Origin of the sequence: Bordetella sp. FB-8, from assembly GCF_000382185.1 — a bacterium.
Classification (GTDB): domain Bacteria; phylum Pseudomonadota; class Gammaproteobacteria; order Burkholderiales; family Burkholderiaceae_B; genus Bordetella.
In genome coordinates this window covers 3,516,480-3,530,812 of sequence record NZ_KB907784.1, presented here as the reverse complement: position 1 = coordinate 3,530,812, position 14,333 = coordinate 3,516,480, and the positions used below count along the sequence as shown (strand labels likewise).

General features: G+C 61.8%; 12 protein-coding genes. 10 read left to right on the top strand and 2 right to left on the bottom strand.

Annotation, left to right across the window (positions count from 1 at the left end; genetic code table 11):
* Positions 1–10: 10 nt before the first annotated feature.
* Positions 11–781 (bottom strand): 5-oxoprolinase subunit PxpA, encoded by a 771-nt coding sequence (locus tag H143_RS0116830; RefSeq protein WP_019939430.1) that lies wholly within the window; start codon positions 779–781, stop codon positions 11–13.
* Between the two features lie 205 nt (positions 782–986).
* On the opposite strand from H143_RS0116830, the gene H143_RS0116825 reads away from it, so the two are divergent.
* The 9 genes from H143_RS0116825 (at position 987) to H143_RS0116785 (ending at position 10,371) form a co-directional block, all read left to right on the top strand.
* The gene (locus tag H143_RS0116825; protein ID WP_019939429.1) at positions 987–1,916 is read left to right on the top strand and encodes a LysR family transcriptional regulator; all 930 of its coding nucleotides are present in this window, start codon (positions 987–989) and stop codon (positions 1,914–1,916) included.
* A 107-nt stretch (positions 1,917–2,023) separates the two neighbouring features.
* The gene (locus H143_RS0116820) at positions 2,024–2,701 is read left to right on the top strand and encodes a DNA-3-methyladenine glycosylase (protein WP_019939428.1); all 678 of its coding nucleotides are present in this window, start codon (positions 2,024–2,026) and stop codon (positions 2,699–2,701) included.
* Positions 2,701–4,071: a DNA recombination protein RmuC gene (rmuC, locus tag H143_RS0116815; protein WP_019939427.1), complete on the top strand. Its 1,371-nt coding sequence runs from the start codon at positions 2,701–2,703 to the stop codon at positions 4,069–4,071. Before H143_RS0116820 ends, rmuC begins: the two co-directional genes overlap by 1 nt.
* 154 nt (positions 4,072–4,225) lie before the next feature.
* Positions 4,226–5,425 carry an NEW3 domain-containing protein gene (locus tag H143_RS0116810; protein ID WP_019939426.1) on the top strand — a complete coding sequence of 400 codons (1,200 nt, stop codon included), beginning with the start codon at positions 4,226–4,228 and terminating at the stop codon, positions 5,423–5,425.
* Positions 5,422–6,387, top strand: coding sequence for an ABC transporter ATP-binding protein (locus tag H143_RS0116805; protein WP_019939425.1), 966 nt, complete (start codon positions 5,422–5,424; stop codon positions 6,385–6,387). Before H143_RS0116810 ends, H143_RS0116805 begins: the two co-directional genes overlap by 4 nt.
* The gene (locus H143_RS0116800; protein ID WP_019939424.1) at positions 6,374–7,327 is read left to right on the top strand and encodes an ABC transporter permease; all 954 of its coding nucleotides are present in this window, start codon (positions 6,374–6,376) and stop codon (positions 7,325–7,327) included. Before H143_RS0116805 ends, H143_RS0116800 begins: the two co-directional genes overlap by 14 nt.
* A gap of 67 nt (positions 7,328–7,394) precedes the next feature.
* Positions 7,395–8,078, top strand: coding sequence for a ribose-5-phosphate isomerase RpiA (rpiA, locus tag H143_RS0116795; protein WP_019939423.1), 684 nt, complete (start codon positions 7,395–7,397; stop codon positions 8,076–8,078).
* A gap of 100 nt (positions 8,079–8,178) precedes the next feature.
* Positions 8,179–8,904: a phosphate signaling complex protein PhoU gene (gene phoU, locus H143_RS0116790; RefSeq protein ID WP_019939422.1), complete on the top strand. Its 726-nt coding sequence runs from the start codon at positions 8,179–8,181 to the stop codon at positions 8,902–8,904.
* Between the two features lie 186 nt (positions 8,905–9,090).
* Positions 9,091–10,371 carry an acyltransferase gene (locus tag H143_RS0116785; protein WP_196801325.1) on the top strand — a complete coding sequence of 427 codons (1,281 nt, stop codon included), beginning with the start codon at positions 9,091–9,093 and terminating at the stop codon, positions 10,369–10,371.
* A 213-nt stretch (positions 10,372–10,584) separates the two neighbouring features.
* Here the strand turns inward: H143_RS0116785 and acnB are convergent, their stop codons facing one another.
* Positions 10,585–13,176 carry a bifunctional aconitate hydratase 2/2-methylisocitrate dehydratase gene (gene acnB / locus H143_RS0116780; protein ID WP_019939420.1) on the bottom strand — a complete coding sequence of 864 codons (2,592 nt, stop codon included), beginning with the start codon at positions 13,174–13,176 and terminating at the stop codon, positions 10,585–10,587.
* Between the two features lie 123 nt (positions 13,177–13,299).
* On the opposite strand from acnB, the gene dusA reads away from it, so the two are divergent.
* On the top strand, positions 13,300–14,325 hold the full coding sequence (gene dusA, locus H143_RS0116775; RefSeq protein ID WP_019939419.1) for a tRNA dihydrouridine(20/20a) synthase DusA: 1,026 nt from the start codon (positions 13,300–13,302) through the stop codon (positions 14,323–14,325).
* The last annotated feature ends 8 nt before the right edge of the window (positions 14,326–14,333 follow it).

Below are 14,333 nucleotides of genomic sequence, written 5' to 3'. Positions count from 1 at the left end.
GTGTTGCTCCTTAAATCAATTCCGTGACATGGGTGATTCGGATGCCGTTGGCTTCCAGTTTTTTGCGCGTCGTCTGGATCAATGCCAGAGCGCCTGGCGTGTCGCTGTGGATGCAGATGGAATCAAAATCCACGGCTATCTCTTCGCCGTCGATGGTCTGGACCACGCCATCCATGCAGGCGCGAAGTACCTTGTCGGCGACGGCGTCCGGATCCAGAGCGTTCATGTGGCGCACCAGTACGATGGCGCCTGTCTTATCGTAGTCACGGTCGCCGTAGAACTCGCGCACCACTGGCTGGCCGATTTCTTGGCAGACTCTATAGGTGCTCGATCCAGGCATACAGAAAACGATCAGCGAAGGCTCGATGGTGTGGATTGCTTGGACAAATGCGCGCGACAGCGCTTCGTCGCGGTAGGCATGCATGTAGAGCGCCCCGTGCGGTTTGACATGCTGCAGCGGTGCGCCGACCAGGCGCGTGAATTCACGCAATGCGCCCAGCTGGTAGACGATGTCGTTGCACAGTTCCTCCGCCGAGGCCGTGATGTGGCGGCGGCCGAATCCGACTAGGTCGTGAAACCCCGGATGCGCACCGATACCGACCTTGTGCTGTTTGGCGAGCATGACCATCTTGTGCATGATGTTCGGATCGCCGGCATGAAATCCGGTCGCGATATTGGCCGAGGTGATCAGTGGCATAAGTTGCTCGTCGACCCCATCGCCGATGATCCAGTGACCGAAGCCTTCGCCCATGTCGGAATTGAGGTCGATACGAGTTTTCATGCGCCTTCCTTGCCAAGTAGTAGCCGATACGAGATGTCGACAAGACTAAGGATCTGGCGGATCAGTGAAAAGAATTATTTTTATATTCTCGGTATCTGTTTTTTGTATGTGATATTTATCAAATATGGGGTTTTCCCCTGTTCAATTGATAAAAAACGCGTTCGCTCATATCCTGCTTTCTGAAAATAAATGGATAGGAGGGGATATGCGACTGACGCTGCGCCAAGTCAGGTACTTCGTCGTGGTGGCCGAGACAGGCCGTATTTCGCATGCAGCCTTGCAACTTAATATCTCCCAGTCCGCTGTTACGACGGCAATCCGAGATCTCGAGGAAATGGTGGGACAGCCGTTGCTGATCCGCCTGCCGTATGGTGTCGAACTCACGCCTGCCGGCAGGCGTTTTCTCAGCCATGCCTACACGGTCCAGTCCGCTGCGCTCGAGGCTGAACATATGGTCGATGCCCAGGCCGATGTCTCGGGCACGCTGACCATTGCCGCGACCTATACGGTGCTGGGCTACTTCCTGCCGCACCACCTGCATCGATTCGGCCAATTGCATCCCGGAATCGAGGTCAAGGTGCACGAGGTAGCGCGCGAAGGGATCGAAGAGGGTTTGATCACGCGGCGCTACGACATGGGCGTGCTGCTTACTTCCAACGTCAAGATGCAGGACCTATCGTTGGAGACCTTTTTCGGTTCGCAGCGCCGCCTATGGGTGCCCGCGCGTCATCCGCTGCTGGAAAAGGCCCAGGTGACTATGGCTGATGTGGCGCAGCAGCCCTACATCATGCTGACGGTGGATGAAGCGGCGGCTACTACGCTGCGGTACTGGAGTCGTACGCCTTTCCAGCCGATCATTCGCTTGCGTACCAGTTCAGTGGAGGCGGTTCGTAGCTCTGTGGCCAATGGCTTGGGCGTGACGATCCTGTCGGACATGGTCTATCGCCCTTGGTCCCTGGAAGGGAAGCGCCTGGAAACCATCAATCTGAGGGACTCCGTTCCTGCCATGGACGTGGGACTGGCGTGGGCGCGTGATGTGGAAATGACGCCTGTCATGAGGGCATTCCGAGAGTATTTCAAACAGCTTTTCCAGGAGTCGACAGTTACGCGACCTGGACTGCAAGCGGGTGTTTGATTGCCGAAGTCGCTGTGTGGGGGAAAATGCTTGATTTTGATAAAAAATTCCCAATTCCTTGAGGCCTTTTTTTGGATCAAGAACTCAAACCGCATAAACCCCCTCCTATGACGGCGCTCCCCGATTCCTTCTTCAATCGCGACGCCTGCCAGCTGGCGCGCGAACTGATCGGCAAGGTCATACGCCGCAAGCTGGGCCGCTTGTGGCTGTCGGCCCGCATCATCGAGACCGAGGCCTATTACCTGGACGAGAAGGGCAGCCATGCGGCGCTGGGCTATACCCGCAAGCGTCGCGCCCTGTTCATGGACGGTGGCACGATCTACATGTATCACTCGCAGGGGGGCGATTCGCTCAATTTCAGCGCGGCGGGGCCCGGCAATGCGGTGCTGATCAAGTCTGCCCTCCCGTGGCTGGATGAGGTGTCCGGCCCCAGGTCGCTGGCGCGCATGCAGGAACTAAATCCCGATGCGCAGGGCAATCCGCGCGATCCCCGAAAACTGTGCGCCGGCCAGGCGCTGCTGTGCCGTTCGCTGAACCTGAAAGTCGCCGACTGGGATGCGCAGGGCTTCGATCCGGCCCGCCTTTATGTCCAGAATGTGGGTGCGAGTCCCGGGCGGCTGCTCAATGCCCCCAGGCTGGGCATCCCGGCCGGTCGCGACGAACACCTGTTCTACCGCTATGTCGATCCCGAATATGCCACCTGCAGCACGCGCAATCCCATGCGCCGCGGGCAGCAGCAGGGGCGCGACTACGTTCTGGTCGATATTCAGGGTACGATTTTGTGATGGATGAAATATTGCATTGGGTCGCCGCCTTGGCTGCGGTGCTGGCCTTCATCGCGAGTCTGTATCTTGCGCTGCGCGGCCGTCACGGCGCCGGCGGGCAGCGCGCCCTGCTCGACGCCCTCGAACGTTCCGAGCGCGGCATGCGCGAAGAGCTGGCCAGCAGTCAGCGCGACACGCGCAATGAGCTGGCGCAAAGCCAGCGCGGCCTGCGCGCCGAACTGACCGAGGCCATGCGCGTTCTGGGAACCGGCCTGACGCAAAGCCACGAAGACCTGCGCACGGCGCTCACCCGTGATGCCCGCGAGGCGCGTGCCGAACACAACGATGCCCTGGGCCGTTTCGCCACTCAGCTCGGCGAGCGACTGCAGGGACTGGTCGAGCTCAACGATCGCCGCATGGGCGAGGTGCGCCAGACCGTGGATGAACGCCTGAAGGCGCTGCAGGCCGATAACGGCCAGCGTCTGGAAGCCATGCAGCGCACTGTCGACGAGAAGCTGCACGCCACGCTGGAGCAGCGGCTGGGCGAATCCTTCCGCCTGGTCTCCGAGCGCCTGGAAGCCGTGCATAAGGGCCTGGGCGAGATGCAGAGCCTGGCTGCCGGAGTAGGGGACCTCAAACGTGTGCTGACCAACGTCAAGTCGCGCGGCACCTGGGGCGAGGTCCAGTTGGCGCGTCTGATCGAAGACACCATGACGCCCGAGCAGTACGGTCGCAATGTCAAGCCTGTGCCGGGCAGCGATGCCATCGTCGAGTTTGCCATTCGGCTGCCGGGCCGGGGTGAAGAGGGCGAGCCGGTCTGGCTGCCCATCGACGCCAAGTTCCCCAAGGAGGAATATGAGCGCCTGCTTGATGCGCAGGAAGCGGGCGATACCGATGCGGCCCGCGCCGCGTCGGCCGGGCTCGCACGCGCGGTCGAAGTCCAGGCCCGGAGCATCACAAAATACGTGGCCCCGCCGCACACCACCGACTTCGCCATTATGTTTCTGCCCACCGAAGGACTATATGCCGAGGTACTGCGCGTACCGGGTCTGTCCGACAAGCTGCAGTCCCTGCGCGTGAGCATAGCCGGCCCGTCGAATCTGGCCGCCATGCTCAACAGCCTGCAAATGGGTTTTCGCACCCTGGCCATCGAACAGCGTTCTTCTGAAGTCTGGCAGGTGCTACGCGCCGTCAAGACCGAGTTCGGCAAGTTCGGCGAATCGCTGGCCAGCGTCAAGAAGAGCCTGGATCAGGCCAGCAACAAAATAGGCCAGACGGAGGTCCGCACCCGGGCCATGCTGCGCAACCTGCGCGAGGTCGAGGCTCTGCCTGACGGGGATGCGGTGAATCTGCTGGACGGCGACGACCCGGCAGACGATGAAACTGCCTGAAATAAACACCACCGCGTTGGTGGAACCAAATCGAAGTGGTCAGGCTTCTAAGCTCTAGCGACGCATAACAGTGCGGGGGTAAGAGCGCGGCACAGATCGCGTGGACGCGTCCATTTGTTATTGACCCCGGAGCGCCGGCAAGCATGGTCGACCCATGAGCCTGCAATCCATTTCAACGACGACGGATATGCGCAAGAAACTGCTAACCCTTCTGGCCACGGCCGCGATGACTTTGGGCGCTGCTGCGGCACATGCCCAAAAAAACCATGACATCAAAGGTCTGTATCTCACGACCGATTACCCGGCCATCACCGCCCAGGCCGGCGCCACCTCCCGTATCTCCATGCAACTGCGCGACTACGGCTTGCCGCCGGCGCGCTTGTCGCTGAGCGTGCAAGGCGTGCCGCACGGCTGGACGGCTACGCTGCTGGGCGGTGGACAGCCGGTGGCCGCGGCCATGCCTACGCCCGACGACAGCGTCACGCTGCAATTGAAATTGAAGGTGCCCGCCGACGCTGGCACGCAGGAGCATACGCTGACGGTGCTGGCGCAGGGCAATGGCCAGCAGATCAGCCTGCCGCTGGCCGTCACGCCGGCCAAGGAGCTGCCGGCCAAGCTTACGCTGCAGCCCTCGCTGCCTTCGCTTACCGGTACCGCGCAATCCTCGTTCGATTACGAGTTCACCGTCAAGAACGACAGCGGTAAAAATCAGATCGTGAGCCTGGCCGCGAAACTACCCGACGGCTTCGAACCCACCTTCACCCAGGCGTATGGCGATCAGCAGGTCAATTCGGTGCCCATCAAGGCGGGCAAGAGCAAGGACATCAAGCTGAGCGTGCGTGCGCCTTCGGACGTCAAGCCGGGCAACTATCCCATCGGCGTGACCGCGGCGGCCGACGGCCTGAGCGCCGGCACGGCGCTGCAGATGCAGATCACGGGCCAGCCCGACCTGCACATCGCAGGCCGCGAGGGCATCCTGAGCGCGAGCGCCCAGTCCGGCCAGAGCTCGACCATTCCGATCCTCGTGAGCAATACGGGCGGCGCGGCGGCCCGTGACGTGCAACTGAGCGGCAGCGCACCCGAGGGTTGGAGCGTGACCTTCGATCCCAAGTCCATCGCCGATATCGAGCCGGGGCATCAAGCCCAGGTGCAGGCGCACATAACGCCCTCGCCCCATTCGCTGTCCGGCGATTACATGGCCACGCTGAGCGCACAGTCTGGCGCGCAATCGGCATCGAGCGATTTCCGTATTTCGGTCACCACATCCAGCACCTGGGGCGTCATCGGCATTGCCATCATTGCCATCGCCATCCTGATCCTGGTCGGTGTTGTTGCGAGGTTTGGACGGCGATGAACGAGCCCGTTATAGAGGCCCGGAATCTGACCAAGCGCTACGGTTCGGCGACCGCTGTCCACGGCATCGGTTTCGACGTCGGCGCAGGCGAGATATTCGGGCTGCTCGGCCCCAATGGGGCGGGCAAGACGACGACCATCCTCATGCTGCTGGGGCTGACCAACATAAGTTCGGGCAGCGTGCGTGTACTGGGCCTGGACCCGCAGCGCGATCCCTTGGCGGTCAAGCGCAACCTGGGCTACCTGCCCGACGCGGTGGGTTTCTACGACGACATGAGCGCTCGCGCCAACCTGGCCTACATCGCGCGGCTGCTGGGACTGGGCGCAGCCGAGCGTCAGCGGCGCATCGATAATGCGTTGGCGCGCATGCGCCTGACCGATGTGGCCGACAGACGCGTCGGCACCTTCTCGCGCGGCATGCGCCAGCGACTGGGGTTGGCCGAGATTCTGGTCAAGCAGGCGCGCGTGGCCATCCTGGACGAACCCACGTCGGGACTGGACCCGCAATCCACCGAGGAATTCCTCGAACTGATCCGTTCGCTTAAAAAGGACGGGGTGACGGTGCTGCTGTCTTCGCATCTGCTCGATCACATGCAGCGCATCTGCGACCGGGTAGCTTTGTTCCGCAAGGGGCGCATTGAATTGATGGGCAATGTGCCGGAGCTGGCCAGACAGGTGCTCGGCGGGGGCTTTGCCGTCGAAGTGCAGGCCAGCGGTGAGGACCTTGAGCGTCACTTGTCTGTCGTGCCGGGCGTGCAGTCGGTGACCATGCTGGCGCCAGACCGTTACCGACTGCTGGCGCAGGGCGACGTGCGGGCCCAGGCTGCGCGAGCCGTGGTACAGGCCGGCGGCAATCTCGTCCAGCTTTCGGTGGAGCAACCGAGTCTGGACGCCATCTACAACCATTTCTTTCGCAACCAGGAAGCGGCGGCGCAGGAGGAGACAGCTCATGCAGCAGCGTAAAGGTTCCCCCTGGGCGGGGCTGGGCGTGGTGGCAACCAAGGAGATGGCGGATCACTTTTCCAGCGCACGCATGCGTACGCTGGAATGGCTGATCGTGCTGACCGCTGCCGCCTCGCTGTATGGCGTGTTCCGACGCGTGCGTACGAACACGTCCCAGGATCCCTTCATATTTCTTCATCTGTTCACGACTTCGCAGGGGGCCATGCCCTCGTTCGCCGCATTGCTGGGATTCCTGATTCCGCTTCTGGCCATAGGCCTGGGCTTTGACGCAATCAACGGCGAATATAGCCGGCGCACCATGAGCCGCATTTTGGCGCAACCCATTTACCGGGATGCCCTGCTGATGGGCAAGTTTCTGGCTGGCCTGGGTACGCTGGCAGTCAGCCTGCTGTGCCTGTGGCTGCTGGTCATGGGGGCCGGGCTGCTGCTGCTGGGTGTGCCTCCCAGCGGCCAGGAGATTCTTCGTTCGCTCGTCTTTCTCTTTATCGCGCTGATGTACGCGGGGGTGTGGCTCGCAGTCGCCATGCTGTTCTCGGTGCTGTTTCGCTCGGCGGCGACGTCGGCCTTGGTGGCATTGGGCCTGTGGCTGTTCCTGGCGCTGTTGTGGCCCATGCTGGCCGGCGCGCTTGCGCAGGCCATCGCGCCGCCGGATGGGCTGGGCCAGTCCAGCCTGGCGACTCTGGAATGGGCCCAGGCGCTGCAGCGCCTTTCTCCCGGCGAGCTTTTCAATGAAGCGATGATCGTCGTGCTCAGTCCGTCCACGCGCACGCTGGGGCCCGTGTTCCTGAGCCAGCTCGAAGGCGCGATCATGGGGGCGCCCCTGGCGCTAGGGCAAAGCCTGCAGATCGTCTGGGCGCAGGCGGTCGGCCTTATCGCGGGCGTCATCGTGTTGTTCACGGTGGCCTATGCCGTTTTTCAGCGGCAGGAGGTTCGGGCTTAGTCGCAAGGGCCGGGGCGGGAACCCGCTAAAATCCCGGTTTTAAACGCCGGTGCAGCACCCAGCCCCCATGCTCAGCCAACAGCAACTCAAACAGCAAGCCGCCGATGCGGCCTTGGAATTCGTCGACGCCGTCGCGGCTCCCGATGTGGTCATCGGCGTGGGGACCGGTTCCACCGCCGATCTTTTCATCGACGGCCTGGCACGCTTCAAGGGCCGCATCGGCGCCACCGTCGCCAGCTCTGAGCGCAGCGCGCAGCGGCTTGCCGGCCACGGGCTGAAAGTCCTGAACCTGAACGAGGTGGGCACCATGCCGATCTATGTCGACGGCGCCGACGAGATCGATGCCAGGCTGCACATGATCAAGGGCGGCGGAGGCGCGCTTACGCGCGAGAAGATCGTCGCCTCCGTGGCCGAACGCTTTATCTGCATCGCCGACGAATCCAAGCTGGTCGAGCGCATGGGCAAGTTTCCGCTGCCGGTCGAGGTCATCCCCATGGCCCGCGAGGCGGTCGCGCGCCGTCTTGCGCAGTTGGGCGGCCAACCGCACCTGCGCGAAGGGTTCGTCACCGACAACGGCAACGTCATTCTCGATGTGAGCGGTCTGCAGATCACCGACGCCTGCGCGCTGGAGGCCCGGATCAACAATTTTGCAGGCGTGGTCACCTGCGGCCTGTTCGCCATAGCGGGCGCTGATGTCGCCCTGCTGGCGACGCAGAGCGGCATACGCCGCCTGGACCGCCCCGCAGCGTAGTCGCCAGGCATGGCCTTGCTTCATAATTTCGTCACATTAACGTCATAAGCTGCCGAGTCTGCCGCCACAAGCCGGCTCGCCCACCCTCGAAGGAACACGCATGCCGGATCACACCAATAAGCAGTTCGACAACGACCTGGAATTCGTCCGCTCGCAATTCCTGATCATGGGGGGCGTGGTCGAAGCCATGGTCAACGAGGCGGTCGAGGCCCTGGCCACGTCCGACCTGGCCCTGGTCGACAGGGTGCGCGAGCGCGAAAAAGAGGTCAACCGCAGCGAAGTCGAAATCGACGAGCGCATCAGCCTGCTCCTGGCCCGCCACCAGCCCACCGCTATCGATCTGCGCACGCTCCTGGCAGTGTCCAAGATGCTTACCGACATGGAGCGCTCCGGCGACGAGGCCGAGAAGATCGCCATCGCTGTGCGCCGCATGCAGGAAAGCGGCCAGCCCAATCCGCCGCTGGTCGAGTTGCGACATATGACCGACAAGGTCGCCAGCATGCTGCGCCAGATGCTCGACGCCTTTGCCCGGCTGGACCCGATACAGGCTGCCGTTGTCGTGCGTAGCGACAAGGAAGTGGATCGCGAATGGAAGGCGGCGCTGCGCAATCTCATCACCTACATGATGGAAGATCCGCGCACCATCTCGCACGCCATCGACCTGATCTTCATCTGCCGCGCGCTCGAACGCATCGGCGACCATGCCAAGAACATGGCCGAGCGCGTCATTTACATGGTGCGCGGCACCGATGTACGCCATACGGGTGTCAAGAATGCCGAGCGCCAGGCTCGTGGCGAAGAAGACGAAGGCGAATTCGAAGCCTGATTCCTTCCCTTTGCCCGCAAGGCGGAGCCTGAACGGATCGATAGCAAGCCGGCGTCGTGGACACCGGCTTTTTTATGTGCCGTTCGCAGCCTGCAAAGATCAAATACAAAGTTGCTATTGCCGGCACGTTTGAGCGCGAGCCTTCGGCCTAAAATTCAGCAACACGACAGACTGCGCGAATAATCCATGAATCAGGTTCCATCCACAGGCCGGATGTATAACAAACTCCATTTTTCCGGGCTGGAGTTTCTGAGGTTTTCGCTCGGTATTTTTGTCATGATCTACCATACTGCGCATCGTTATCCGCAGTTCGATCGCACACCCTGGCTGAAAGATATCGTCAGCATGGGGTTCTACGCCACCAGCACTTTCTTTGTCTTGTCCGGTTTCCTGCTGGCGCACGTGTATTTCAACGGCAATCAGATGCGCGAGCCGGCCAATAGCTTCTGGCTCAAGCGCTTCAGCAATCTTTATCCAATACATATTGTCGCGCTCGTGTCGTCGGTACTGATATTGCTGCTGATGCATCGGCTTGCGATTCCGCCGGACGGCCCCGGCGCCACGCCGCGCTTTGTCGTTTACGATACCAACGACATAACCGGGCAGACGCACCCGGAGCTTTACAGGCATTACATGAACAATCGCGAGCTGGCGCTAAACGTCGTGCTTCAGATTTTCATGCTGCAGGCCTGGAATCCCCTGTATCTCACCTTCAATGCCCCGCTTTGGTCGCTGTCCACGCTGTTTTTCTTCTATCTGATCTTTCCTTTCGCGGCACTGAGGCTGCTGCAGGTGAAAAAAACCAAGCTGGCTATCGCGGCTCTCTGCTTTGTCTATCTTCTGCCGCCGCTGTATGTAATTTCCAATCAGCTTTGGGGGGTCCCCTGGACGGGGCTTTTGCAGCGTTTCCCTCCGTTTCGCCTGCCTGAATTCCTGTGCGGAATTCTTTGCTATAGCCTTTTCCGCTTTCACCAGCAGCGTGGATACCGTCCCGGAGCCGTACGCTGCGCGATGCTGTCTTTGTTTATTTTGTGCTGTGTTGCCGCGGCTACTTTGCTCTACACACAGAGTCCTGATCGTATCTGGTGGCCGCTTTTGCACAACGGCCTTTTGTTGCCATCCCAATTGGTGTTGCTGTACCTCTGCGCATTGCTGCCGGCTCCCCGTTCCGCTTGGCTACAGCGCAATCTGCCGCGCCTGGGAGCTTCGTCATTGTCGATTTTTGCCCTGCACGTGCCGCTTTTTTCTCTGTGGATCACGCTCGAGCCTTTGCTGCGCAGCATGGCTGCGGATCGGCATGGGAACTGGCAGGAATGGGTGGCGAGGGCGGGCCATATCACGCCCAGCTTGATCGGGTACGCCGCTTTCATTATTTTTGCCGTTTGGGTGTGCGTGCATTTTCAAGAGCAGTTTGTCTCGAAGTTGAGAAAAACCATCTTGAAGTATGTCCTGCGCCCCGCGGCTTGAGCGCGGCATACACAGCAAGCGATGACCGTTGTAAAAGGGTTGCCGGCCTCGCTGGACCCTCAGGCGCAATCCGCGCCTGTTTCGCGCAGACAGCCCCGGCCCGGCCCATATCAGCCTGATCCCGGCGCACCTATAAAAAAACCCTGCAATGGCAAGGCCACGCAGGGTTTTTTATTGCTGCCGGCTTGCTGCCGGCGGCGGGTTGTGAGCGCATCAGGCGTCGACGGCGTCGGCCACATCCTTGTAATCGGCGATCTGGTCGAAGTTCAGGTATTGGTAGATCTTCGAACCGTCCTGGTTGATCACGCCCATGTCCGCCAGGTATTGCTCCTTGGTCGGAATCTTGCCCAGGCGCGAGCAGATCGCGGCCAGTTCGGCCGAACCCAGGTATACGTTGGTGTTCTTGCCCAGGCGGTTGGGGAAGTTGCGGGTCGAGGTCGACATCACTGTCGCGCCTTCGCGCACCTGCGCCTGGTTGCCCATGCACAGCGAGCATCCCGGCATTTCGGTGCGGGCGCCGGCGGTACCGAACACGCCGTAGTGGCCTTCCTCGGTCAACTGGGCGGCATCCATCTTGGTGGGCGGGGCCACCCACAGCTTGACCGGGATGTCGCGCTTGCCTTCGAGCAGCTTGGACGCCGCGCGGAAGTGGCCGATGTTGGTCATGCAGCTGCCGATGAACACTTCGTCGATCTTGGCGCCCGCCACGTCCGACAGCGTCTTCACGTCGTCGGGGTCGTTGGGGCAGGCGACGATGGGTTCCGTGATCTCGTTCATGTCGATGTCGATCACGGCGGTGTATTCGGCGCCGGCGTCCGGTTCGAGCAGCTTGGGATCGGCCAGCCACGCTTGCATGGCCTTGATGCGGCGGCGGATCGAGCGCTCGTCTTCATAACCGTTGGCGATGAGCCATTTGAGCATCACGATGTTGCTGTTGATGTACTCGATGATGGGTTCTTTGTTCAGGCGTACCGTGCAGCCGGCTGCCGAGCGCTCAGCCGAGGCGTCGGTCAACTCGAAGGCCTGTTCCACCTTCAGGTCGGGCAGTCCTTCGATTTCCAGGATGCGGCCGGAGAAGATGTTCTCTTTGCCCTGTTTGGCCACCGTCAAGAGGCCCTGCTTGATGGCGTAAAGCGGAATGGCGTTGACCAGGTCGCGCAGAGTTACGCCGGGCTGCATTTTGCCCGAAAAGCGCACCAGCACCGATTCCGGCATGTCCAGCGGCATCACGCCCGTGGCGGCAGCGAAGGCCACCAGGCCCGAGCCCGCGGGGAAGGAGATGCCGATGGGAAAGCGCGTGTGCGAGTCAGCGCCGGTGCCCACGGTGTCGGGCAGCAACATGCGATTGAGCCACGAGTGGATCACGCCGTCGCCCGGACGCAGCGAGATGCCGCCGCGATTGCTCATGAATTCGGGCAGGGTGTGCTGCGTCTTGACGTCCACGGGCTTGGGATAGGCTGCGGTATGACAGAACGACTGCATTACCAGATCGGCCGAGAAGCCCAGGCAGGCCAGGTCTTTTAGCTCGTCGCGGGTCATGGGGCCGGTGGTGTCCTGGCTGCCGACCGAGGCCATGCGCGGTTCGCAGTAGCTGCCGGGCAGCACACCCTTGCCTTCGGGCAGGCCGCAGGCGCGGCCGACCATCTTCTGTGCCAGGGTGTAGCCCTTGACCTGGACGTTCGGGTTGTGCGGTAGGCGGAACAGGGTCGAGGCCGGCAGGCCCAGGGCTTCGCGGGCCTTGGCGGTCAGGCTGCGGCCGATGATCAGCGGGATGCGGCCGCCAGCGCGTACTTCGTCGAACAGCACGTCGGACTTGACCTGGAATTCGGCGATGACTTCGCCGTTCTTTAGCGCACGGCCTTCGTAAGGCCGCAGCTCGATCACGTCGCCGGTTTCCATCTTGGAGACGTCCAGCTCAATGGGCAGTGCGCCGGCATCTTCCATGGTGTTGTAGAAGATCGGGGCGATCTTGCTGCCCAGGCACACGCCGCCGAAGCGCTTGTTCGGCACGAAGGGAATGTCTTCGCCGGTGAACCACAGTACCGAGTTGGTGGCCGATTTGCGCGAAGAACCGGTGCCGACCACGTCGCCCACGTAAGCGACAAGATGGCCTTTTTTCTTCAAGTCTTCGATGAACTGGACCGGGCCGCGCTTGCCGTCTTCTTCAGGCTGGAAGGCTGTGCCTTCGCGCTTGTTCTTGAGCATGGCCAGCGCATGCAGGGGAATGTCGGGGCGGGTCGTCGCGTCAGGCGCGGGCGAGAGGTCGTCGGTATTGGTTTCGCCGGGTACCTTGAATACGGTGATGGTCAGGCTCTTGGCCAGTTCAGGGCGGCTGGTGAACCATTCGGCATCGGCCCAGCTTTGAATCACGGCGCGGGCGTTGGCGTTGCCCTTGTCGGCCTTTTCCTTTACGTCGTGAAAAGCGTCGAACATCAGCAGCGTCGTCTTCAGGCCCTTGGCGGCAATGGTCCCCACGTCATTGTCATCGAGCAGCTCGATCAGCGGCGAGACGTTGTAGCCGCCCAGCATGGTGCCCAGCAGCTCGGTGGCCTTGGCGCGCGAGATCAGCGCATTCTTTTCCTTGCCCAGGGCTACAGCGGCCAGATAGGAGGCCTTGACCTTGGCGGCCTCGTCCACGCCGGCCGGCACGCGGTGCGTCAGCAGCTCAAGCAGATTGTCGGCCTCGTCAGCGGGCGGGTTCTTCAACAGTTCGATCAGGTCTGCAGTCTGTTGGGCCGACAGGGGCAGAGGAGGGATGCCCAGCGCAGCGCGTTCGGCGACATGTTGGCGGTACTTTTCGAGCATGGTGAGCCTGCGTAAAAAAGTGGGTTGGAGAGATGATGATCGGCCGCCATTGTAGAGGGAAGCCGCCGTAATGACAATAGTCTTATATCTTATATAAGACATAAAAAATGCGATAATTTTTCGATGAGCTTTCTTGCCGCTTCCGACGCATGGCGCCTGACCGTTGCGCCCATGATCGACGTCACCGACCGTCACTGCCGTTATTTCCATCGGCTGCTGGCGCCGCGCGCTCGGCTCTATACCGAAATGATCACTACCGGCGCGCTGTTGCACGGCGATGTCGCGCGTCATCTGGACTTCGATCAGGCCGAGCATCCCGTGGCCCTGCAACTGGGCGGCAGCGAACCCGACGCACTGGCCAGGTCGGCCAGACTGGGCCGGCAATGGGGCTACGATGAGATCAACCTCAACTGCGGCTGTCCGTCCGAACGGGTGCAAAAGGGCGCCTTCGGCGCCTGCCTGATGGCCGAACCCGAACTGGTCGCCGATTGCGTCAAGGCCATGCAGGACGCCGTCGACATTCCTGTCACGGTCAAGCATCGCCTGGGGCTGGACTACGATGAGTCCTACGGTTTCGTGCGCGATTTCGTTGGCAAGATCTACGACGCAGGCTGCCGCGTGTTCGTGGTGCATGCTCGCAACGCCGTGCTCAAGGGCCTTTCGCCCAAGGAGAACCGCGACATTCCGCCGTTGCGCTATGACCTGGCCATGCAGCTCAAGCGGGATTTTCCCGACTGCGTGGTCGTGCTCAACGGCGGCCTGGCCGACGCGCTGCAAGCGCAGGAGGACGGTGCGGGCTTTGATGGCGTGATGCTGGGCCGCGCCGCCTGGCATACCCCGCGCGTGCTGTCCGAGATGTCCTTGCGGCTCTGGCCTTCGGTGCGCCTGCCATCGGATGCGCAGGTGGTCGATGCCATGACCGCCTATGCCACTCGCCAGGTGGCTGCGGGCGTGCCTTTGCGCATCATGGTCCGTCCCATGCTGGGCCTGGTCAACGGACTGGCGGGCGCGCGCCGCTGGCGGCGCATGTTGTCGGATCCGGCGCGCCTGGCTGCCAATGATCCTGGCCTGATCTATGAAGCCTGGCGCAGCCTTCAGGGCCGGCGCGACGAGCCTGAGCCGGCCAGAGTCCAGAGTTGGTCAACATGAGGTCCAGG